Source organism: Streptomyces daliensis, from assembly GCF_054782395.1.
Map to the genome: position 1 here is coordinate 112306 of NZ_BAAGSO010000118.1, position 21790 is coordinate 134095.

Consider the following 21790-nt stretch of genomic DNA (forward strand, 5'->3'; position numbering starts at 1 on the left):
TCAAGACCCGGGCGAGTTGCATCCGATAACGGCGATATATGCGTGGTGTGCCGCACGGTTTCACCGGAATCCCGGCACGCGGCGGATTTGTTCACTTCTAACAGAGCACGGCTGCGCGCTGCAAGGCGGTGAACGGGGCCTCGTCCGCATCCCGCGAAACGACCGGAAGTCGGGCCGCGCGGTACGAAATCGCAGTTCAGGGCGGCACTTGCGGAAGGAACAAATGAATTCCCACATTGTTGCGGCGGAAGAAACAATGCTTGTCGGGAGCCGCCGCTCAATTGGTCTGTGAGGTGCATCACATGCGCCCCGTGTCGTGATTGCCTGAAAGCGTGTACCGTGAATGCGGCTTATGGCCGGGGGTATTGGTCGTGGGGTGGCACGAGTCGGTCCTGAAGTATCCGGACCGGCGGAAAAGCCGGGAGAATCCGTTGCTCCGCACTCCGCCCTCCGGCAGGTTCCCGGGTGAACACCGCGTCTCCATGGGGGAAATATGGAACAACGTCGGCTCGGCACGGACGGCCCCGAGGTCTCCGCGCTGGGGATCGGCTGTCTGGGAATGTCGGGACGCTATGGCGCCGTCGACGAGGCGGAGAGCCTCGCGACACTGCACGCGGCCCTGGACAACGGAGTGACCCTGCTCGACACCGGCGATTTCTACGGGGTCGGGAGCAATGAACATCTGGTCGGCCGGGCACTGCGCAGCAGAAGGCGCGAACAGATCACGGTGAGTGTGAAGTTCGGCGTCCTGTGCGAGCCCGACGGGAAGTGGGGACGGCTCGACACCCGCCCCGAGATGGTGCGCAACTCCCTCGCCTACACGCTCCGCCGCCTCGGAACCGACTACGTGGACATCTACCGCCCCGCGCGATGCGATCCGGACGTGCCCGTCGAGGAGACCGTCGGGGCGATGTCCGAGCTGGTCTCCGAGGGATACGTCCGCTTCGTGGGCCTCTCCGAGGTCGACGCGGAAACCCTGCGCCGGGCGCACGCCACCCACCCGGTCAGCGACCTCCAGACCGAGTACTCGATCCTCTCGCGTGACATCGAGGACAACGGCCTGCTGGAACTGTGCGGGCAGCTCGGCGTGGGGATCACCGCCTACGGCGTGCTCTCGCGCGGTCTGCTCTCGGGGCGCCGGCCCGAGGACCGCGACGGCGACGTACGCGGCGCGTTCCCGCGCTTCCAGGGGGACAACCTGGAGCACAATCTGGCGCTGGTCCGGCGGTTGCGCGCCGTCGCGGAGGCCAAGGGCGTGACGGTTCCGCAGCTCGCGGTCGCCTGGGTGCTCGCGCGGGGAGCGGACATCGTCCCCGTCGTCGGGGCGCGCAGCCGGACACAGCTCGCCGAATCGCTCGGCGCCGGGGGCATCGGTCTCACCGCCGAGGACCTCGCGGCCGTCGAACGCGCGGTCCCCGCCGGGTCGGCGGCCGGTGACCGCTATCCCCGGAGGCCTGCCCCCGCCCCCTCCGCCGACGACAAGACGTGACCCGAGAGCTGCACACCTTCCTTATGAGGAGCGACGAGATGGCGGACGCGATGACGACAGCGGTTCTGCACCCGGGACAGATGGGCGCTGCGGTCGCCGGGCAACTGCGCCGCGCCGGCCGCACGGAGGTGATCTGGCTGCCGGAGGGGCGCAGTCCGGCGACGCGGGAACGCGCTGAGCAGGCCGGTCTGAGGGCGGTCGACGACATCGGGGCACTGGTGGCGGAGAGCGCGGTGGTGCTGTCCGTCTGCCCGTCCGACGCGGCGGAGGAGGTGGCCGAGCAGGTCGCGGCCCAGGGGTTCGCGGGTATCTACGTAGAGGCCAACCCGATCGGCCCGGAGCGGGTCAGGGGCATCGCGAAGCGACTCGAAGCGGGCGGCGCCACCGTGCTCGACGGCGGCATCCTCGGCGCTTCCGGTGCGGAGATGCGCTGCTATCTGTCCGGGCCCGCCGAGGAAGTCGGCCTCGTGCGCGGCCTCTTCGACGGCACCGGAGTCTCCGCGATCCCGCTGGAGGGCGAGGTCGGCACCGCTTCGGCCCTGAAGCTGGCCTTCGCCCTGTGGCAGAAGGGGGCCCGTGCCCTGGCCGCGGTCTCGTACGCGCTGGCCGACCGGTACGAGGTGGCGGGGCGGCTGTCGGCGGAGGCCGGGACCGAGGCCGAGGCGGAGACCAGGAGGACGGGCCGCTCCCCGCTGAGCAGCCCGGAGCAGTACGTGCTGCCCGCCGCCGTACGAGGCTGGCGCTGGGAGCTGGAGATGGGGGAGATCGCGGAGGCCCTGTCCGCCGCGGAGCTGCCCGACGAGCTGCCGCGTGGGGTGGGCGAGGTGTTCGCGCGCTGGGCCCCGCTGCGGGACCGGCCCGCCGGGGACCTGGGAGACCTGGGGGAGGCTCTCGCCCTGCTGCGCACGGGGAGCCGGGGATCGGCCGACCCGGGGTGACCGCCACACATACCCGGCCGCCCCCTCCGGCCGCCGGGAGGATACCGGAATCCGTCCTGCCGGTCGGAAATTGACCCCCGACGCCCCGCACAAAGGCGGCACTTCGCATGACGCGGGCACTTCGGGCGAGAGCCGGTGTACGGGGAAAGCGTAAATGCGTACGTGACAGGGCCTGCCGTGTAAACAGCGCCTCCATGTGCAGTGCGATCATTTTCCCGATCAATGGGAAAGTCTTTGCGGGGTCGTCCGGCGATGCTCTTTACCAAAACTGGTAACCTTTTGATCAGTTGCCATGCCGTTCCGGCGTGGCGGTGCACCAAATTACAGTTCAAGTAAGGATCAACCTGCCCCTCAACTGCGCATGGGTGAAGTCGTTCCGGACGTCCCGTGCAACGGGGGAAGTTTACATTCGGGGTGCTCGTCGTCGGGTGCCGCCGCTGTGAGGAGACACGTTGATCGATCTCGCATCACTCGACAATGCCCAGATAACCCCTTCCAGCGATCTGCGCCTGCTCGTCGCGCTCGACGCCCTGCTACAGACCGGAAGCGTCACCGAAGCGGCCAAGCGCCTCCAGCTCTCCCCGTCCGCGATGAGCCGGACGCTTCACCGGATTCGTCACACACTCGGAGACCCGATACTGGCCAGGGCCGGACGCGGCATGGTCGTCACGCCGAAAGGGGTGGAATTGAGGGAGCGGGTGCACGTGCTCGTCCGCGAGGCCCAGGTGCTGCTTTCCGCCGGGGACGAGGAGGATGTCCTCAGCGTGGGCAGGAACTTCGCCCTCATCGTGGACGACGGATACGCGGGTGTGCTCGCGCCGCACCTCGCCTCGCCCGGTCGTGCCCAGGCATTCCACTTCCTCTCCGAGGGGCAGGGGGACGGCAAGGCGTTGAGCGAGGGAACCGCCGACCTCAAAATCGGCAGGATCTACTCCAGCTCGCCCGAACTCCACGTGGAGAACCTGGCGTACAGCCGCTTCGTCGGTGTCGCCGCGCTCGGTCACGATTTTCTGCACGACTCTGTCGACGTCGAGCGGTTTGCACATGCATCGCACATTGACATTCTGCGGAACGACGGCGTGGCGTCCACCGTCGAGGCGGCGCTCGCCGAACACGACCTGCGGCGTGCGGTGGTCGTGACGACACCGCAGTACACCTCGGCGCTCTCCATGATCGGCCGGACCGACCTCGTCGCCGTCGTCCCGGAGATCCTCGTCGGGTCGGGGTCGCTGATGGCGGGCCTCGGCTCCTTCGAACTCCCCGTCCCCATCGCCCCCTTGGCCATCCGCATGGCGTGGCATCCGCGCAGCGACTCCGATCCGGCGCACACCTGGCTACGCTCCCGCATCCGGGACGTCCTGAAGAGTGGCATCGGCCCGTCGGCGCGGTGTCCAGAGCCACCACAGCAGCAGGGCCGGCACGGCCAGCGCCAGCCCGAGGAGGCAGGTGCCGGTCCAGCCCGCGGCGTCGTATACGAGGGCGGCTAGGGTCGATCCGGCCACGCCGCCGAGGAAGAACGCGAACATGTAGGCGGTGTTGACGCGGCTGCGCGCCTCGGGCCGCAGCGCGAACACGGTGCGCTGGTGGTTGATGTGGGCGCCCTGGAAGCCCGCGTCGAGGAGCACGATTCCGGCGATGAGCGCGACGAGCGAGGAGCCGCCCAGTGCGAGCACCCCCCAACTGACGACCATGACGGCCAGGGAGAGCGTGACGGTCAGCCCGCCGCGACCGCTGTCGCCCAGCCGTCCCGCGGCCGGGGCGGCCATCGCCCCGGCGACGCCGAAGAGCCCGAAGAGCCCGATGACCAGGGCCCCGTAGTGGTACGGCGGACCGGCGAGGAGGAACGCCATGGGGGCCCACAGCACCGTGAACCCCGCGAACTGGAGGAAGGCGAGCGTCATGCGCCGCTGCAGCTCCGGTTCGGCGGCCACCAGGGTCAGTACGGAGCCCAGCAGCGCCCGGTAGCCCTGCTGCTGGGCGGGCGGGGTGGAGGGCAGCACCCGGTTCAGCAGCACCGCGAGGACGACCATCACCACCGCGGCGACGGCGAAGATCAGCCGGAACCCGGCCAGACCGGCGGCCAGCCCGCTCAGGGTGCGGGCCGAGAGGGTCCCGATGAGCAGCCCGCTGGTCACGAAGCCGACCACGTGGCCGCGTTCCTCCGGCGCCGCGAGCGTGGCGGCGAGCGGCACTAGGATCTGCGCGCACACCGACAGCATCGCCAGACCGCCCAGGGTCAGCGCCATGACCGGCAGGTTCGGTGCGGCGGCGCATGCCGCGGCGACCACGCCGGCGGCCACCAGCATGAGCGTGACCAGGCGTCTCTGCTCCACCAGATCGCCCAGCGGCACCAGCAGCACCAGGCCGATCACGTATCCCACATTGGCGCTGGTCACCAGCAGTCCCGCAGCCGTGCTGGAGACGTGGAACGCGTCGGCGACGAGGCTCAGCAGCGGCTCGATGTAGAAGCGGTTGGCCACCGCCGCGCCGACCGCGGTCGCCAGCACGATCATCAACGGCCGTGACAGCGAGCCCTTGGAGCCCTTGGAACCCTTCTGGTCTTTCGGGCCCTTCGCGCGCTTGCCCGCCACGCTGTCGCCCGCCGCGTGCTCGCCCCGCTGGTCGGTCGTCATGGGCGGCTACCTCCTGGTGATACAGCTCGTATCATTGGTTACCACTTGTATCACGCCGGGAACGGACAGGAAAGAGCGGCCGGAGCGACGGGGGCGGCGGGAGCCCTCGGCCGGGCTCCGGGCGGTCCGGCCGCCCGCGTGACCCGCACGCGCGCCCTGCCGCGGTGAAGACCTCGACCAGGAGCGATTCCACCCCGCCGAGATACGGGTCCGCCGGGCCGTCACCGGCGGACGGACCGGCGGACTCCGGCGGCCGTGGCCGCGAGCGGTCCAGCTCGCTTCCGATCGCCTCCCGCAGCGGACGGTGCTGCGGACCGAGCCGGAACCGTCCGTCGCACCAGCTCTCGGGCGGGTAGAGCCACACCGGTCTGTCCAGCAGCTCGGGCGGCTCCCACGCGAAACGCGGCCATACGTGTGCGCGCAGCGGCCCGCCGCCGTCGCCCGGGATGTCCAGGTCCACCTGCCGGAACGAGCCGTCCATGCGGCGGCAGGTCCGCTCCACCGCCTCCCCGAGCCGGTCCAGGTCCGAGAGGAAGGACAGGCGTCTCCTCCTCGGCAGGTCCGACAGGTGTGTCACCTCGGGGTCGCCCACGAGGAGAACCGAGGAGCCCGGCAGGAACTGCGTCTCCCCGAGCGCCACGACCCCGGACTCCAGCCGGCGAAGCACCGCGGTGTCCGCACCCCTCGCCGTCCTTGCCGCCCTCGCTGTCCTCGCCGTGTCCGTGTGTGCGGGGTGCGTCCGTCGCCAGTGGTCGGTCATGGTCCGGCCCCCTCGTTCTCCGCTCGTCGAACGCCGCTACTCGATGACGGAGTCGGCCAACGGCCCGCCGTCCTGGGGGATGTCGAGCGCCCTGAGCACGGCGGCGCGGTGCCGGTGCGCGGCGCGCAGGGGCACGTCGGCGGCGCCCGAGGCGATGAGGTCGGCCAGCGACTCCAACTGGATGCGCAGCAGCGTGACCGCCGTGCTGTCCAGCAGTTCGGGCCCGCCGTCGGGGCCGAGGACCAGGTTGGTGCGTGCCGACTGCACCACCACCTCGGGCTCGGGCACCACCAGGTTGCCCAGCTCGGTGAGGATCCGCATGGCCTCGCCCAGGCCGCGGTACCCGCCCCTCGGGCCCGTCGTCGCGGACATCACCGCGACCGGCTTTCCGGTGAGCGCACCGGCTCCATGGGGCCGGGAGGCCCAGTCGACGGCGTTCTTGAGCACCGCGGGGACGGAGTGGTTGTACTCCGGCGTGGCGATGACGACCCCATCGGCAGCCCTGATCGCGTCGCACAGGTGGGTGACGGGCGGTGGCGGTGAGGGGAACTCCTCGTCCTCGTTGAACAGGGGGAGCGCCCCCAGGCCGTCGAAGAGGCGCAGGCGCATGGTGGCAGGGGCCAGCGACGGCAGCACGCCCAGCAGCCGGGTGTTGAAGGAATCCCTGCGCAGCGATCCGGAAAGTGCCAGTACGTCGAACATCCTGTCCTCTCTCCAGATGCGGTTCACTGCGTCCGTCGGGCGTCGTACCGGAGTGGGGTGATCTGCTGGATGTCGTACTTCTCCCGCAGATGCGCCACGGCCGCCTCGTCGGGGACGCCGGTGCCGAGGATCTCCAGCAGTTCCTCGAAGTAGCGCTCGTGGTCGGGAGGCGGCGCGGAGAGGAAGAGCATCCGGGCCGGTGTGTCGTGCGGGTTGGTGAAGGCGTGCGGACACCCGGCGGGCACGAACATGCAGCTTCCGGCCCCGGCACGGGCCGGGGCGCTGCCGTCCGCCGCCCGCCAGGAGCGCCAGTCCTGCGGGGAGCGTTCGTCGGGCTCGAAGGCGAGGAGGTCGAGTTCCCCTTCCAGTACGTAGAAGATCTCCTCGCTGCGGGTGTGGACGTGTGCGCCGACGTCGAAGCCCGGGGGGACGACGACCTCGAAGAGCGAGCCGGTCCGCGAGTGATCGCCGGTCACCTTGAAGGTCACCTCCTGGGCCTTGGTGACGATCTTCCTTCCGCCTCCGGGCGGCACGATCAGTCCCTCGGACATGGCAATCCCCTTCTTGAGATCTGCGCTTCGGGCAAGCGGGCGAGTGGACAAGCGGGCAAGCGGAAAAAGGGGGCGAGCGGGCGAACGGGGGAGGAGGCCGGGGTCACGAACCGAGGAACGTGGCGTCCGCGCGGGACGCGGCTGCCGCCCCCGACGCACCGTCCGCCCACGTCCCCACCGCCATCTCGGCGGTGATGCCGGGACCGAAACCGGCGATGATCCCCGACTCCCCGGCTTCGGCGCCGCCCTCGTCGAAGAGGCGCCGCAGCGCGTCCAGGACGACGGCGCTCGCGATGTTCCCGTACTCCGTCAGCGTCGACCTGCTGTGCCGGAACGCGTGCGGCTTGACGTCCAGGAACCGGCACAGGTCGTCGAGGATGCGCGGGCCGCCGGCGTGGATGATGTAGAAGCCCAGGTCGGACGCGTCCCAGCCGTGGCTGGCCACCAGGTCCCGCAGCACCGGCGCGAGCGGTTCCATGGTGGTCGGCACCCTCTTGTCGAGCTGGAAGTGGAATCCCGTCTCCTTCACCGCGTACGAGATCCAGTCCTCGGTGTCCGGGATCAGGTACGAGCCGTTGCGCTCCAGCCGCATCCCGGTGCCACCGTCGCCGCGCACGACGGCCGCGGCGACGGCGTCGCCGAACAGGCCGTCGGACAGCAGCGATCCGATGTCGTGGTCGGTGGGCTGATAGCACATGGAGCAGAACTCGCAGGACACGATGAGCGCGTTGCTCCCCGCGTGCGCCGTGCAGAAGTCGTGCGCCCGGTTGATCGCGGCCCCGCCCGCCGCGCAGCCGAGCTGGGCGATGGGTATCTGTCGGGTGTCGTGGCGGAACCCCATGGAGTTGATCAGCCAGGCGGACAGCGACGGCATCATGAAGCCGGTGCACGAGACGAAGATGATGACGTCGATGTCCGAGGGGCGCAGCCGCGCGTTCTTCAGCGCCTCCTCCACGACCGGCGGTACGCGCGTCTTCGCGTGCCGCTCGTAGGTGAGGTTCCGCTGCTCCAGGCCCGGGTGCTGGAGCGTCTCCTCGATCGGCAGGATCGTGTGCCGCTTGAGCACGCCCGTGTTGCGGATCAGACGGAGGGCCAGCTTGAGCTTGGGGTGGTCGGCGTGCCGGCGCTTGGCCAGTTCGAGCGTGTCGTCGAGCGTCACGATGTTTTCCGGGACGGCGACGACCGGTTTGCACAGGACAGGCATGTGGTGGATCCATCCGTGTGAGAGGGAACGTGCTCGAATGCGCGGGAGAGCATTGCCCGGTAAGTGACCGTCCTTTCGAACCGGCGTCGTCGCCGGTTTCGGACGGGGAGATGAAGGTCTGAGGAACGCGACCGTGTTCCGAGGGAATCGGAGAGGAGGTCCAGCGGTCCAAGGGCCCGACAAGATTTACAGGTGCCGTCGTCCGAAGGTCAACCCCGGGCCCCTGGCGCACGGTTCGGATTCGATGCCGCAATTCTTGTGGTGAGCGTCACAGGGCGGGTGTTCCGGAAGCCGTCGATCAGCTTGTATTCGCTACGGGCAACCGCTCCGGACAATGATTGAGCGGGCTGCAACATGCCGCTTGACGTGGGATTTTGTCGATCCATGGATTGCGCGCAGAGAAATCCGCTGAATTTACGGAGGTCCGGCCGATCCGGGCTTCCCTTGTGCCGGTCCGACGCGCCCTGATAGCAATCTCTCCAGCGCACCGGGAACCGCCTTTGGTAGCGAAAGAGTGGGCAGATCGATGACGAAGATAGTAGTGATCGGTGCCGGCATGGGGGGATTGGCGACCGCGCTTTTCTGTGCCCGGCGCGGCCATACGGTCACCGTGCTGGAGCGGGACGACCAGCCGAAACCCGATGCCACGGCTGACGACGATTTCCGGGACTGGGACCGCGCCGGGGTGCCGCACGCCCGGCAGGGACACAATTTCCTCGGCCTCTCCAGCAGGGTCATGCGCGCGGAAGCGCCCGATGTGCTGGCCGCCGTCGCGGCCCGCGGCGCACCGCGGATACCCGTCGCGGGCACGGCCGAGGACGAGAACCTGCTCTCCCGCAGGCTCGTCTACGAGGGCGCGCTGCGCCGGATCGTCGAGGCGGAACCGGGCGTCGAAGTGTGCTCGGGAACGTCCGTCGAGGGGCTGGTGGTGCGGGGCGAGGCCGCAGCCGGAGTGCCGCACGTCGTCGGCGTGCGGCTGCCCGGGGGCGAGGAGATCGCCGCGGACGTCGTCGTCGACGCGGCGGGACGGCGGACGCGCGCGGGCCGGTGGCTGGCCGAGGCGGGCTGCCGCGCACCGGAGGAGACCGCCCAGCCCTGCGGATTCCACTACCTCACACAGCACTTCCGGCTCCGCGCGGGCGAGTCCTTCCCCCAGTCGACGGTGCCCATCTACGCGAAGCTGGATTTCACCAAGCTCGTCCTGTTCGCCGCGGACAACGGCTGCTTCCAGGTGTCCATGACCGTGGCCACCGACGACCCGCTGCGCCACCGACTCCGGGAACCCGGGGTCTACCGGCGCTTTCTGGAGACCGTGCCGCTGGCGGTGCCGTGGCTGGAGCGCAGCGCGCCGATGGACGAGCCGCACCCGATGGCCCGGCTGGAGGACCGGTGGCGGCGGCTGGTGAGCGGGGGAGCGCCCGTCGTCGCCGGTTACGTGCTGCTGGGCGACGCCGCGATGCAGACCAACCCGGCCTTCGGGCGCGGGGTGCCGCTCGCCTACCTCCAGGCCCGGTACCTCGCCGACACCGTCGAGAAGGTCCGGGACGATCCGGCCGGTTACACGGTGCGGTGGGACGAGTGGGCCGAGCGGAACCTGGGGGTGTGGTTCAAGGCCCAGTTGGTCAGCTCCCGCGAGCAGCGGGAGCACATCGAGGCCGGTGTGCGCGGCGAGCCGGTGGCACCGGCGAGGGACCGGATGAGCCGTTTCCTCGACGCGCTCGCGCTCCTCGGCGAGGACGAGCCCGGCATCAACGCGGTACAGCTCCAGTTCTTCAACATGCTGATGACTCCTCAGGAACTGCTGAACCACCCCGTCGCGGTGCCGAGGATCCGCGACCACCTCCGGGACCACGGCGACCCGGTCGTTCCCGCACGCGGCCCGGACCGGATGGAGTTCGAACGGCTCGTCACGGGCTGACCGGACCGGACGCGTCCCCCCGGCACACCAACCGTCCCGCACACCAGGTAAGGGAGACCACCTTGACGGAGCAGAACGGCCATACCCCCACGCTGGGGGAGATGGCAGACCTCACCGTGCCACTGGCGATCCGGGTGGCGGCCACGCTGCGCGTCGCCGACCACCTCGCCGACGGGCCCCGCACCGCCGCCGAACTGGCGGAGAGGACGGGGGTGCGGCAGGGGCCGCTCGACACGGTGCTGCGGCGGCTGGCCGCGGCGGGCGTGCTCAGCGCCGAGCGGTCCGGCCGGTACGGGCTGACGCCCCGGGGCGAGGCCCTGCGGGACGACCACCCGTCGCACGCACGCCGACGGCTCGACATGGAGGGCGCGCTCGGCCGGGCCGAACTGTCCTTCGTGGAGCTGCTGGAGACGGTGCGCACGGGCCGGAACGCCTACATCGCGCGGTACGGACGGTCCCTCTGGGAGGACCTGGCCGCCGACGCGGCGCTCTCGGACTCCTTCGACGCGATGATGGCGTTCAACATGGGCGAGGTGGTGGGCTCCGTCCTGGCCGCCTACGACTGGGGCTCGCTCAAGCACGTGGTGGACGTCGGCGGCGGGAACGGGGCCCTGCTGGCGGCCCTCCTCGGCGAGCACCCGCACCTGCGCGGCGGACTCGTGGACCTCCCCCAGGCGGCCGAGGCGGCAAGGCACACCTTCGACGCGGCGGGAGTCGCGGACCGCGCCGACATCTTCCCGCAGAGCTTCTTCGACCCGCTCCCCTCCGGCGCCGACGCCTATCTGCTCTCCGACGTGCTGCACGACTGGGCCGACGAGGAGGCCAAGGCCGTGCTGCGGCGCTGCGCGGAGGCGGCCGGCGGCAGCGGACAGGTCTGCGTCATCGGCGAGTTCGGCGCGGACGGCGAATCACCGAGCACGGCCATGGACATGCGGATGCTCGCCTTCGTGGACGGCAAGGAGCGCCGCATCAGCCAGGTCGGGAAGCTCGCCGAGGAGTGCGGCCTCGGGGTGTCGGGCGTACACAGCGCGGGCGAGATCTCGGTCGTCGTCCTGCGGCCTCTCACGGGGGGATGACATGACGGCACGTTCGATCAGCCTGGTCCCGCCCACGTTCGGCTCGCCGGCGGAGGAGCGCGAGCACCGCAAGGAGAGACTGGCGGCCGCGCTGCGCCTGTTCGCCTCGTTCGGCTACGAGGACGGCGTCGCCGGGCACATCTCGACACGGGACCCGGAACACCAGGACAGCTTCTGGATCAACCCGGTCGGGATGCCGTTCGCGCTGATGCGGGTGAGCGACCTCATCCGGGTCGACGACCGGGGCGAGGTCGTCGAGGGCGAACACCGGACCCATGAGGCACCCTTCTCGATCCACTCCGCGATCTACCGGGCCAGGCCGGGCGCACAGGCCGTCGCGCACAGCCACTCCGTCCACGGGCGGGCGCTGTCCTCGCTCGGTGTGCCGGTGGAGCCCTACACCCAGGACGCGTGCGCCTTCTTCGGGGACCAGGGCTACCTGGACGACTACACGGGGGTGGTGCTCGACGAGGCCGAGGGCAAGCGCCTGGCCGCCGCGCTCGGGGAGGCCAAGGGCGTGATCCTGCGCAACCACGGCCTGCTCACGGTGGGCGAGACGGTCGACGCGGCCACCTGGTGGTTCATCTCCATGGAACGGTCCTGCCAGGCCCAGTTGCTGGCCACGGCGGCGGGGGAGCCGGTCCGGATCGACGAGGAGAACGCGGCGCGCACGCGTCAGCAGCTCGGCGGCGAGTTCGTCGGCTGGCTGAACTTCCAGCCGCTCTACCACCAGATGGTGCACCAGCAGCCCGACCTGCTGGACTGACCCCGCCCGTCCGCCCGCTCCGTTTCTGCCCCGTCGCACCCCTGCCCCGTCGCATCCCCCCCCGCGACGGGGCAGGGGCTCTGTGTGCGACCTCTGCCATGGGCTCGACCCCGGCCTCCTCAGCGGCGGATCCTTGTCGTGTCACGAAGCACGGGGGAGAAGCACGAGGGGGTGCCGCGGCATGAAGGAGTACGGGGACGCGCAGGGCTGGCCCCACGAGGGCGGACCGCTGTTCCTCCATCCCGACGACGACCTCGCGCCCAACCGCCCCGGCGAGGCGCTGCACGCACGGCTGGCCGCACTGGGCGTGCCGCACCACCCGCGCCTCGCCGCCTGTGCGCGTGCGCTCGGGAGGCTGGCGGGCAGACCGGACGAGCGTGCGGCGCTGCGTCGCGCGCTCGACGGGGAGCAGCGGGCCGGGGAGGAGCTGGAGCGGCTCACCGGGGGCGGCTGGCGGGTGCTGCACTCGGTTCCGGTGCCGCCCGCGGCCGCCGTACCGCATCTGCTGATCGGTCCGGGCGGCGTCTTCACCCTGCACACGGCCTGCCCTCGTGGGGCCCGTGTGCGCGTCGGCACGGACGCCGTGCTCGTGGCGCGCGGGCGCGCCGAGCCCTGGGTGCGGCTCAGCCGCCGCGAGGCCCGCCACGCCGCGCTCGCCCTCAGCCGCGGCTGCGGCTTCCCCGTCACGGTCCAGGCGGTGCTGGTCCTCGTGGGCACGGCCGGGTTCGCCGTCGCCCCGGAGCTGGCGGACGTCCTGGTGGTGAGTGACCGTCAGATCGCCACCCTGGGCGCGGGCCGCGCGGTGCTCGGTCCCGCCGAGGTCGCGCGGGTGTACGCGGTGGCGCGCGACCGCCGCACCTGGCTGGTCCTGTGACGGCTGGTCCTGGGACGGCGTGACCTGTGTCCTCGCCAACGGGACGGGTTTGGCCGTGCGGGAACTCTCACGCGATGGTCGGGGGAGGTTCGGGGCTGGGGCTGTCCGTCGCCCAGGGGGAGCGCTCCCGGTTGCTCTGGCCTCGTCGCCCCAGGTATTCGTGAGCGGCGTCCTCGGTCAGCCACTCCCGCACACCTTGGTCAGTGCTGAGGTAGTCGTCTTGTCTCCGATCCAAGACCCGCCACCGGAGGCGGTCGGGAGAAGGAGTGACGACGTAACGGCTCACGGGCTTTCACCGCCCGCCGATGCCGATGACCAGCGCCAGGACGAGAGACGCCAACGAGGTGCAGTACGCGACCACTTCGGTGCGGTTGAATGGAATCGGCGCGTCTAACCTCACCGGCTTTTCTTGGCAGCGGGAGCACTCGCAAGGCGGCATGTCCGAGGGCAGCTTGAACCAGGAGGCGGGCAACTCGTAGGGGTCGGACGGGTGCTCCTCGAAGATCTGCTTCGGCCCCCAGGTATGGCCATCGTCGTGAGAGACCCGCAGCCACATACGCGACCCTGGGCCCTCAGCGGTTGGCCCTTCGCGTCGTTCGTCGGTCACAGCAGGCCCTCCAGGCGGGGCAGGGGGGCGAGGGTCCGCCACGGGGCGAGCCGTAGTGGCGGATGCGTCTTGGGGGCCGGGGGCTCCGGCTGGTGAGGGGGGTCAGGGGGTGGGGTCGTCACGCTGGTAGCTCTCCTGGGTCACACGGGGGTCGGGTTCGGGCCCTACGTAGTGACAAGCGTCACAGCCACGCGGTTTAGAGTGGAAGAGTTCCCATTCCGTGGACGAGTCGAGGAATGGAGGCGGCATGCCCGCGCCAAAGAAGCTTGACCGGTCGGCCAGCGTGGAAGCATTTCTCGGGGGGAAGGTGCGGGAAGCTCGAACGCTTCTTCGCTTCAAGCAGGATGAGTTGGCCACGAAGGTTTTTTCATCCGGATCCGTGATCAGCGCTATCGAACTGGGCGAAGACGTGCCCAGCCGCGACCTGGCGCGCAAGCTAGGGCTGGTACTTGGCCTGGGTGACGACATCGTGGACCTCGTGAAACTGATTGAGAGCAGTCAGGTTCGCGGCTACGCAAAAGAGTTCCTGCGCAAGCAGCTCCAGGCCACCGTGATGCATGAGTGGGCTGCCCATGTGCCTGGGCTCCTCCAGACCGAGGGCTACGCTCGCGCGCTGCTGCTAGCGGGAGAGGAGAGCACGGAAGTTGACGCCTACGTGCAGGCTCGAATGGAGCGACAGGAGAAGGTGTGGGGGAAGGCGACCCCTCCACTGCTGTGGGCTGTGGTCGACGCTGCCGTACTGTACCGGGGGCCCCGGGAGGTTCGTCGCGGGCAACTCCAGTACCTTCTCGACATGTCTGATCGGCCTCAAGTCACGGTCAGGGTTCTGCCCTTCGACGCTGAGCCCGGAGTTGTGGGGTACCTCTCGGTGCTTGATCTGCCGGACGGCGGCCGGTACGGCTACGTAGAGGGTCACAGCACGGGCAGGGGCACGGGGGAGCCCGGTGACGTTCAGGATCTCGCCCGCGCATACGATCGGGCCGCCGCCAATGCCCTGTCGGCACTTGACTCCATGGATGCGATCAAGGAAGCACTGAATGACCTCTGAATGGCAAAAGTCCAGTTACTCGGGCTCCTCGAACGATGCCTGCGTGGAGGCCAAGCGTCTCCCCGCTGAAGTGCTTGTCAGGGATTCCAAGGACACCGATATTCCCGCTATCTCCGTCAGCCGGGCCGCTTGGACGGCATTCGTGACGAAGTTGTAGGGGAACTCTGAGTAGGCCCCAGCAGTGTTACTCCTGCTGGGGGCTTTCCTTCGGGTGGTCAGTACAGCAGATACGGTCGCCGCTCGGCCTCGAACGCGCTGACCTCACGCTCCCACGCCGCGCTGACCGATTCCGCTGACGCGCCCTGGTCGATCATCTCGCGCAGCCGGGGCGAGCCGGACAGCTTGTCGATCCAGTACGGGCGCTCCTTGTCCCAGTCATCCTTGCGCCAGGCGAAGCCCTCATACTTGCGGGCCTCCACCAGCATGGCGACGGCCGTCTCGACGGGCCGGTAGCGCCGTGGGTCGGTGAGGTGGATCTGGACGCCCGCGCAGGTCTTGCCCGTGAACTTGCTGAACGTCGGCACGAAGTAGCCCTCGCGGAAGCGGACGCCCGGCAGCCCGTGCGCGTTGAGGCGGTCGCTGTAGCGGTGGTCGAGGTAGGGGGCGCCGATGAACTCGAACGGGCGGGTCGTGCCACGCCCCTCGGAGAGGTTGGTGCCCTCGAACCAGCCGGTTCCCGCGTACACGGTGGCGGTGTCGGCCGTGGGCATGTTGGGGGAGGGCGGCACCCACGGCAGCCCGTGGTCCTGGGCGAAGGAGTCCGGGTCCCAGCCCTGGACGCGCACCACGTCCAGCTCGACCTGCCCGCCGGCGCCCTCCTCGGGCAGCAGCTTCCCGTTGAAGTAGCGGGCCAGCTCGCCGACGGTCATCCCGTGCTGCTGGATGACCGGCTTCAGCCCGACGCCCGACGTGTACTTCTCCGTCATCATCGGCCCGTCGGCCCTGCGTCCGATCGGGTTGGGCCGGTCCAGGACGAGGAAGGAGGCGCCGGTGGCACGCGCTGCGGCCATCGCGTGGTACATCGTCCAGATGTAGGTGTAGAAGCGGACGCCGACGTCCTGGATGTCGAAGACGATCGTGTCGGCCCCGGCCTTCCTGAACAGCTCGGCCATCTTCTTGTCGTCCGCGCCGTACGCGTCGTAGACCGTGAGCCCGGTGCGCGGGTCCTTGAACTCCGGCTCCGACGCGCCCGCCTGGGCGCTGCCCCGGAAGCCGTGTTCGGGGCCGAAGACGCCGACGATGTCCAGCTCGTCGCGGGCGGCCATCGAGTCCACGATGTGGCTGGTGTCGCGCAGGACCCCGGTCGGGTTGCTGATGACGCCGACCTTGCGCCCGCGCAGCATCCGCCACCCCTGCGCGGCGGCGACATCGGCGCCGGGCGTGACGCGCCTGGCCACGCGCGCCGCGTCCACCGTGCCCGTCGGGTCCGCCGCCGACGCCGGGCCCTGGCCGAGCAGCGGGGCGCCGAGCGCCGCCGTGGCACCGCCGACGAGGAGTGAGCGGCGGGAGGGGTTACGGGGCATCGCGGACTTCCTTCCGGTGGCGGGACGGCGCAGGCGGGCGGGAGAGGGCCGAGGGCGAAAGCTATCCGAACGTGACGGTGCCAGCCAGAGTGCGCGCACACCGCCACAGGTGCGCGCAATGACAGGCGCGGCGGTGCGAGGATGACCCGTATGGCCAAGCCGAACATCACCCTGGTCCAGGGCGACATCACCGAGCAGGACGTCGACGCCGTGGTGAACGCCGCCAACTCCTCACTGCTGGGCGGCGGCGGTGTCGACGGCGCCATCCACCGCAAGGGCGGGCCCGAGATCCTCGCGGAGTGCCGGGTGCTGCGCCGCTCCCCGGAGTACGGCAAGGGGCTGCCGACGGGGCAGGCGGTGGCCACCACGGCGGGATGGCTCCCCGCCACCTGGGTGATCCACACGGTTGGCCCCGTGTGGTCGCGGAGCGAGGACCGTTCCGGACTGCTGGCCTCCTGCTACCGCGAGTCCCTGCGCGTGGCCGACGGACTCGGCGCCCGCTCGGTGGCCTTCCCCGCTGTCTCCACCGGTGTCTACGGCTGGCCCCTGGACGACGGCGCCCGCATCGCCCTGGAGACGGTGCGGCAGGCGGACACCGAGGTCGAGGAGGTCAGGTTCGTCCTCTTCGACGACCGCTCCTACGCCGCGTTCGCCTCGTAGCCCGGCGCGTTCGGACCCTGGCCCCTGCCTCACCGGGACACGGACCCGCGCCCCGGTACGGGAAACAGCGGCTCGATCAGCTCCACGGCGCGCAGCACGGCGCCCAGTGTCGGGCCGTCGTCGGCGCCGTAGGCGGAGATCACGTCGAGGGCGGTGTCCGCGAGTTTGACGGTGTGTTCGTCACCGTGTGCCGCAGCCAGGGCGAAGACCTCCTCGGCCGTCGCGGGACCGTGCCCCGATCCGTGACCGGGCGCGGGGGCGCCCTCGGCGGGACCGTAGGCGGCCACGATCGCCGTGCTCACCGTCCAGGCCGCGTCGAGGCTGGGCAGCCACAGTGCGCGGGGGAGCGCGGGGAGGGTGCGCAGCACTGCGTTGGGCGCGGTCGCCGCGTGGACGAGCATGACGGGCTGGCCGTGGGCGTGGGTGGCGTAGCGGTGGGTCGCGGCGCGGACGAGTGCGGCCAGCGCGGCCTGTGTCTCCTCGGGTCCGGGGGAGTGGGGTCCAGGCCGCCTGGGGAGTGCGCCGATGCGGGCGAGGCGTTCCTGGATGCCGCCGCTCTGCTCACGGATGCGCGGTACGGAGGCGAGCACGGCCCCCGCCGGGTCGGCCCGGCCGGCCCGGTCGGCCGCTCCCTCGGCGCCCTCGGCCGTGCCCCCGCTCGCGCCCTCGTCGGCACCCGTATGCAGCGTCCCGACGCCCGTGAGGAAGTGGTGCCGCGCGGCCCAGTAGCCGAGCGCGTGGGCCAGTTCCGCGCGGCGCGGTGCTGTCTCCTCCCCGTCGAGCAGGGTCCGTACGGCGTGCCCCGTACGGATCACGGGGTGGGTCGCGCCGCCGGAGATGCCGGGCAGCAGCCGGGGCCACCACTCGGCGAGCACGTCGTGCCAGGGCGACTCGGCGAGCCGCCTGGTGAAGTGGACGGTCCAGTCGGCGAGGCGCCGGGGATCGCCCAGCGCCTCCTGCCAGTTGTCCTCCGTCACCGGTGAGGACAGCTCGGGCATGTCCTCCAGCTTGTCCCGGTAGCGGTCGATCCAGCGGTGCACGGTCCCGGCCTGTCCGTTGCGGACCAGCGCCTCCACGGCCATGGGCGCGTGGTTGCTCAGCCAGCCGTCGCGTTCGGGGCCCGAGGCGTGCAGCCGCTCCAGTGCCTCGTCGAGGGTGCCGCTGTGGTCGGGTGGGGGCGGTGTGGGTGGTGTGGGCCGGTGTGTCTCCATGGGGCCGACGGTAGGTGCCGCGCGCGGGGAACGTAACCGGCCACGGACCTAGGCCCTTCGCCCGAAGGGCCCCGGCCTGCGGCCCGGCTCAGCGGCCCGGCCCTTCAGTGGTGACCGTGCCCGGCGCCGTGCTCCCCGCCCGCGTCCGAGCCCGCGTCCGAGTCCCCGCCCGCGTCCGGGTCCGTGTCCGAACCCTGTCGCGCGGTGTGTCCTCCGTGCCCGCCCCCTCCGCCTCCCGGCACGTCGCCGTTCTCGTCCGTCACGATGAAGAGTCCGGCCATGCCCATGTCCGAGTGGCTCTGGACGTGGCAGTGGTACATCCACTTGCCGGGGCCCACGTGTTCACCGGCGAGCACCTGGAAGCCGAAGGAGTCGGCCGGGCCGGTGATCTTGTTGTCGATGACGCGGCTGGGGTCGTCGGGTCCGGTGAGCAGGCCCGTGCGGTTGTCGGCCCAGCGGTGACCGTGGATGTGGAACGTGTGGTAGAACTCGCCGTGCGTGATCGAGATGAACTCGACGCGCTCCCCGATCTTCGCCGTGAAGTCCGGCGCCGCGTCGCCGGGGCGCCCCGTCCGGTTGTTGATGGTCATGTCGTTGAAGACGATCGTGAACTGCTTGTCGGGGAGGATGTCGCCCCTGCGGCGCACCACCAGCGGGCCGTAGAGCCCCTTCTGGAGCCCGCCGGTGCCGTGCTCGGTGCCGACGATGTGGTCGTGGTAGTGCCAGTAGCCCGCGCTGCCGGGCATGTACGAGCCGTCCGCGCGGCGGCCCGGAGCGTGCGTCTTCCAGACGTACGTGCGTCTCTCGCCCGGCTCCACCGTGCTGCCGGTCAGCTTGGTGCCGTCGCTGGTGATCTCGTAGTCGACGCCGTGGACGTGGAGGCTCGCGGTGACGTCGAGATTGTTGACGAACTCGATCTCCATCGTGTCGCCCTCGTACATCTCCAGCAGTGGCCCGGGGATGGTGGCCCTGCCCGGCTCCAGTCCGTAGCCCATCTGTCCGTCGGGAAGCGCCTCGGCGTAGAGGGTGATGCTCCGGTCCTTGGTGGGGGCCGCCGTCGCCTCGTTCCGCTGCGAGGCGGCGGCGGTCAGGGTGGCCGGAGCGAGCGCGGCGATGGCCGCTCCGCTGGTGAACGAGCGCCGGGAGAAGCGGGGTCGCGACATGCGCTGGCCTTCCTCGGTCGTCCTTGGCCGCCCTCCGGGCTCGGTCGCCTTTCGGGGGGCTCTGACGGCGCTTCATGTTAGGAACTGATCGAGAGTTTGCCCACCCTCTGGACAAAGTTCTGTCTTTTACGGTCATAGCCATTGGCGTACCGGCAAAAGGGGTCTAGCTTCCTTTGGCGTTGCTGTCACCTATGAGAGGTGGGCGAACCATGCGGCACAGACGAGGCGTTCACGCGCTGGCCGCCACCGTGATCATGTCGCTCCTGGGAGGTGCGCCTGCCCTGACCGGACAGGCAGGAGCGCAGGAGCCGAAGCAGGCACAGCAGGCACAGCAGGCACAGGAGGTGCCGGGCGGCGAGGACGCCCGGATGCTGGTCTTCCACGGCAAGGACGCGCCACGCGAGCGCACGGAGGCCGCGGTCTCGGCGATCCTGAAGATCGGGAACGACGCTCCGGCGGCGGAGCGCATCAGGGTCGACGTCACCAGCGACCCCGGAGTCTTCAACCAGCGCGAGTTGCAGCAGTACAACGCGGTCACCTTCCTCTCGGCCGAGGGCGACCTGCTCAACAGCGACCAGACGAGGGCCTTCAAGCGCTACGTCCGCGCGGGCGGCGGCTTCCTCGGCCTGCACGACGCGGCACGCGCACAGCCCGGCGACGAGTGGTTCACCGGGCTGTTCGGGGCCCGCCCCGAAGAGGGCGCGGCGCCCGCGGCGCAGAAGGCCGTCGTCGAGGTCGGGGACCGTACGCACCCCGCGACGGAGGACCTGCCGCTGGAGTGGAGCCGCAAGGACAGCTGGACCAACTGGCAGAAGAACCCCAGCGGCGAGGTCCACACCGTGGCCCGGGTGCGCGAGAGCTCGTACTCCCCGGGCGAGGGCGCTGAGGGCTGGGACCACCCCGTCTCCTGGTGCCGCGACTACGACGGCGGACGGTCCTTCTACAGCGGCATGGGCGGCACCGCCTCGACGTTCACCGAGAACAACTTCCGCAAGCACCTGCGCGGCGCGATGCTGTGGACCACCCGCCTCGCGCGCGCCGACTGCCAGGCCACCATCACCGCGAACTACGCGGCCGAGCGCGTCACCCAGCCCAACACCGGCGACCAGCTCGACCAGATCGGCGAGCCGCACGGGCTCGACATCGCCGACGACGGCCGCGTCGTCTACATCGGACGCGGCGGCGGCATGCCCAACGCGCCCGTGGTCACCGACTGGAACGACCCGAAGATCGGGCTCGGCCCCGGCACCGTCCACGTCTACGACCCCGAGACGAAGAAGGTCACCCAGGCCGGGACACTCGACGTGTTCGGCAACAAGGGCGGCGGTGAGGAACTGGTCAAGAACGAGGAGGGGCTGCTCGGCATCGCCCTCGACCCCGACTTCCTCGACAACGGCTGGGTCTACCTCCACTGGACCCCGCACTCCGGCATCGACCGGACCGCGCACATGGCCGAGCGCCGCGTCTCCCGCTTCACCCTCGATCCGGCCACCAACAAGCTCGACGTGGCATCCGAGAAGACGCTGCTGAAGTGGCCCGTGCAGATCCACAGTTGCTGCCACGCGGGCGGCGGCATGGACTGGGACTCCAAGGGCAACCTCTACATCGCCACGGGCGACAACAACTCCTCACAGTTCAGCGGCGGTTACTCCGGCAACAACCCGGAGCCGCAGTTCGCCGGGACCTCCTTCGCCGACGCGCGCCGCACCGCGGGCAACACCAACAACCTCAACGGCAAGATCCTGCGCATCCATCCCGAGAGCGACGGCACCTACACCGTCCCCGAGGGCAACCTCTTCACCGGCGAGGAGGAGGGCGGGGGCAAGACCCGCGAGGAGATCTATGTGATGGGTGTGCGCAACCCGGCGCGGATCTTCGTGGACAAGAAGACGGACTGGCTCTACGCGGGCTGGGTCGGCCCCGACGCGGGCGAGCCCAGCACCACCTGGGGCCCCGCGAAGTACGACACGTTCGCGGTGATGACCAAGGCGGGCAACCAGGGCTGGCCGTACTGCATGGGCAACAAGCAGCCCTACCGCGACCGCAACCTGCCCGACCCCAGCAAGCCCCTGGGCTGGTACGACTGCGACCACCTCAAGAACGAGTCCCCCAACAACGACGGCCTGGTGAACATCCCGCCCGCCCGCAACAACAACATCTGGTACTCGCCGCAGGGCGGAGCGCCCGACTTCCCGCGCGACGCCAACGGTGTGCCCAGCTACAAGCTGGACGAGCAGACGCTGCGCCTCCCGTGGCTCAAGGGTGGCGGCCAGGCCACCATGAACGGCCCCGTCTACCGCTACAGCGAGAAGAGCGACAGCGACGTCAAGTGGCCCGCCTACTGGGACGGCAAGTGGTTCGTGGGCGACTTCTACGACGGCGACCAGCCGCGGCACGGTGTCGTCCTCGACCCCGGCAACGCGGCGAGCGGCGGCCTGCCCGTCCACGCGGAGAGCCTCGACAAGATCGTCCCCGCGGGCGAGGGCGGCATCCGCAACCTCATGGACTGGCGCTTCGCACCCGACGGTTCGCTCTACGCCCTGGACTACGGGCGCGGCTTCTTCAACGCCGACGCCGCCTCGGCGCTGTGGCGCGTGACGTACAAGGGCGGTCCGCCCACCCCGCTGCCCAAGGACTACCTCGGTGAGCAGGGATCGTGAGTCGTGA

General features: G+C 70.4%; 18 protein-coding genes and 2 pseudogenes. 11 read left to right on the top strand and 9 right to left on the bottom strand.

Annotated features, from left to right (window positions below; translation table 11 throughout):
• Window positions 1-493 precede the first annotated feature (493 nt).
• The 3 genes and pseudogenes from ACYVOO_RS32080 to ACYVOO_RS32090 form a co-directional block, all read left to right on the top strand.
• Window positions 494-1489: an aldo/keto reductase gene (locus ACYVOO_RS32080; protein WP_461019224.1), complete on the top strand. Its 996-nt coding sequence runs from the start codon at window positions 494-496 to the stop codon at window positions 1487-1489.
• Window positions 1490-1512: 23 nt separating this feature from the next.
• Complete coding sequence (locus tag ACYVOO_RS32085) at window positions 1513-2427, top strand: NAD(P)-dependent oxidoreductase (protein ID WP_461019225.1); 915 nt, start codon at window positions 1513-1515, stop codon at window positions 2425-2427.
• A gap of 452 nt (window positions 2428-2879) precedes the next feature.
• Window positions 2880-3728, top strand: a pseudogene (locus ACYVOO_RS32090) (LysR family transcriptional regulator); the annotation flags it as partial.
• Between the two features lie 33 nt (window positions 3729-3761).
• Here ACYVOO_RS32090 and ACYVOO_RS32095 read toward each other — a convergent pair.
• The 5 genes and pseudogenes from ACYVOO_RS32095 to ACYVOO_RS32115 all read right to left on the bottom strand — a co-directional run bounded on the left by ACYVOO_RS32095 (window position 3762) and on the right by ACYVOO_RS32115 (window position 8277).
• Window positions 3762-5060, bottom strand: coding sequence for an MFS transporter (locus tag ACYVOO_RS32095; RefSeq protein ID WP_461019226.1), 1299 nt, complete (start codon window positions 5058-5060; stop codon window positions 3762-3764).
• A 262-nt stretch (window positions 5061-5322) separates the two neighbouring features.
• Window positions 5323-5820 (bottom strand): annotated as a pseudogene (locus ACYVOO_RS32100) (hypothetical protein); the annotation flags it as partial.
• A gap of 36 nt (window positions 5821-5856) precedes the next feature.
• Window positions 5857-6522 carry an NADPH-dependent FMN reductase gene (locus ACYVOO_RS32105; protein ID WP_461019227.1) on the bottom strand — a complete coding sequence of 222 codons (666 nt, stop codon included), beginning with the start codon at window positions 6520-6522 and terminating at the stop codon, window positions 5857-5859.
• A gap of 23 nt (window positions 6523-6545) precedes the next feature.
• The gene (locus ACYVOO_RS32110) at window positions 6546-7073 is read right to left on the bottom strand and encodes a cupin domain-containing protein (RefSeq protein ID WP_461019228.1); all 528 of its coding nucleotides are present in this window, start codon (window positions 7071-7073) and stop codon (window positions 6546-6548) included.
• Window positions 7074-7176: 103 nt separating this feature from the next.
• Complete coding sequence (locus ACYVOO_RS32115) at window positions 7177-8277, bottom strand: type III polyketide synthase (RefSeq protein ID WP_461019229.1); 1101 nt, start codon at window positions 8275-8277, stop codon at window positions 7177-7179.
• A gap of 526 nt (window positions 8278-8803) precedes the next feature.
• Here ACYVOO_RS32115 and ACYVOO_RS32120 point away from each other — a divergent pair.
• The 4 genes from ACYVOO_RS32120 (at window position 8804) to ACYVOO_RS32135 (ending at window position 12911) form a co-directional block, all read left to right on the top strand.
• On the top strand, window positions 8804-10195 hold the full coding sequence (locus ACYVOO_RS32120; protein ID WP_461019230.1) for an NAD(P)/FAD-dependent oxidoreductase: 1392 nt from the start codon (window positions 8804-8806) through the stop codon (window positions 10193-10195).
• 62 nt (window positions 10196-10257) lie between these two features.
• A complete protein-coding gene (locus ACYVOO_RS32125) occupies window positions 10258-11271 on the top strand; it encodes an ArsR family transcriptional regulator (protein ID WP_461019231.1) in 1014 nt (337 codons plus the stop codon).
• A 1-nt stretch (window position 11272) separates the two neighbouring features.
• Window positions 11273-12037, top strand: a complete 765-nt coding sequence (locus ACYVOO_RS32130) for a class II aldolase/adducin family protein (protein WP_461019232.1) — start codon at window positions 11273-11275, stop codon at window positions 12035-12037.
• Window positions 12038-12218: 181 nt separating this feature from the next.
• On the top strand, window positions 12219-12911 hold the full coding sequence (locus ACYVOO_RS32135) for an NERD domain-containing protein (protein ID WP_461019233.1): 693 nt from the start codon (window positions 12219-12221) through the stop codon (window positions 12909-12911).
• A gap of 292 nt (window positions 12912-13203) precedes the next feature.
• On the opposite strand, the gene ACYVOO_RS32140 is transcribed toward ACYVOO_RS32135, so the two are convergent.
• Window positions 13204-13518, bottom strand: coding sequence for a hypothetical protein (locus ACYVOO_RS32140; protein WP_461019234.1), 315 nt, complete (start codon window positions 13516-13518; stop codon window positions 13204-13206).
• Between the two features lie 247 nt (window positions 13519-13765).
• Here ACYVOO_RS32140 and ACYVOO_RS32145 point away from each other — a divergent pair, with 247 nt between their 5' ends.
• A complete protein-coding gene (locus ACYVOO_RS32145) occupies window positions 13766-14566 on the top strand; it encodes a helix-turn-helix domain-containing protein (RefSeq protein WP_461019235.1) in 801 nt (266 codons plus the stop codon).
• Complete coding sequence (locus tag ACYVOO_RS32150) at window positions 14556-14723, top strand: DUF397 domain-containing protein (RefSeq protein WP_461019236.1); 168 nt, start codon at window positions 14556-14558, stop codon at window positions 14721-14723. The genes ACYVOO_RS32145 and ACYVOO_RS32150 overlap by 11 nt, the downstream gene beginning before the upstream one ends.
• Before the next feature lie 58 nt (window positions 14724-14781).
• Here ACYVOO_RS32150 and ACYVOO_RS32155 read toward each other — a convergent pair whose 3' ends face one another.
• Window positions 14782-16089, bottom strand: coding sequence for an exo-beta-N-acetylmuramidase NamZ family protein (locus ACYVOO_RS32155; RefSeq protein ID WP_461019237.1), 1308 nt, complete (start codon window positions 16087-16089; stop codon window positions 14782-14784).
• Window positions 16090-16239: 150 nt separating this feature from the next.
• On the opposite strand from ACYVOO_RS32155, the gene ACYVOO_RS32160 reads away from it, so the two are divergent.
• Window positions 16240-16749, top strand: coding sequence for an O-acetyl-ADP-ribose deacetylase (locus tag ACYVOO_RS32160; protein ID WP_461019238.1), 510 nt, complete (start codon window positions 16240-16242; stop codon window positions 16747-16749).
• A gap of 29 nt (window positions 16750-16778) precedes the next feature.
• On the opposite strand, the gene ACYVOO_RS32165 is transcribed toward ACYVOO_RS32160, so the two are convergent.
• Together ACYVOO_RS32165 and ACYVOO_RS32170 are read right to left on the bottom strand one after the other, a co-directional pair.
• Window positions 16779-17960, bottom strand: coding sequence for a questin oxidase family protein (locus tag ACYVOO_RS32165; protein ID WP_461019239.1), 1182 nt, complete (start codon window positions 17958-17960; stop codon window positions 16779-16781).
• A 104-nt stretch (window positions 17961-18064) separates the two neighbouring features.
• On the bottom strand, window positions 18065-19123 hold the full coding sequence (locus tag ACYVOO_RS32170) for a multicopper oxidase domain-containing protein (protein ID WP_461019240.1): 1059 nt from the start codon (window positions 19121-19123) through the stop codon (window positions 18065-18067).
• A gap of 209 nt (window positions 19124-19332) precedes the next feature.
• On the opposite strand from ACYVOO_RS32170, the gene ACYVOO_RS32175 reads away from it, so the two are divergent.
• On the top strand, window positions 19333-21783 hold the full coding sequence (locus tag ACYVOO_RS32175) for a ThuA domain-containing protein (RefSeq protein WP_461019241.1): 2451 nt from the start codon (window positions 19333-19335) through the stop codon (window positions 21781-21783).
• Window positions 21784-21790 lie beyond the last annotated feature (7 nt).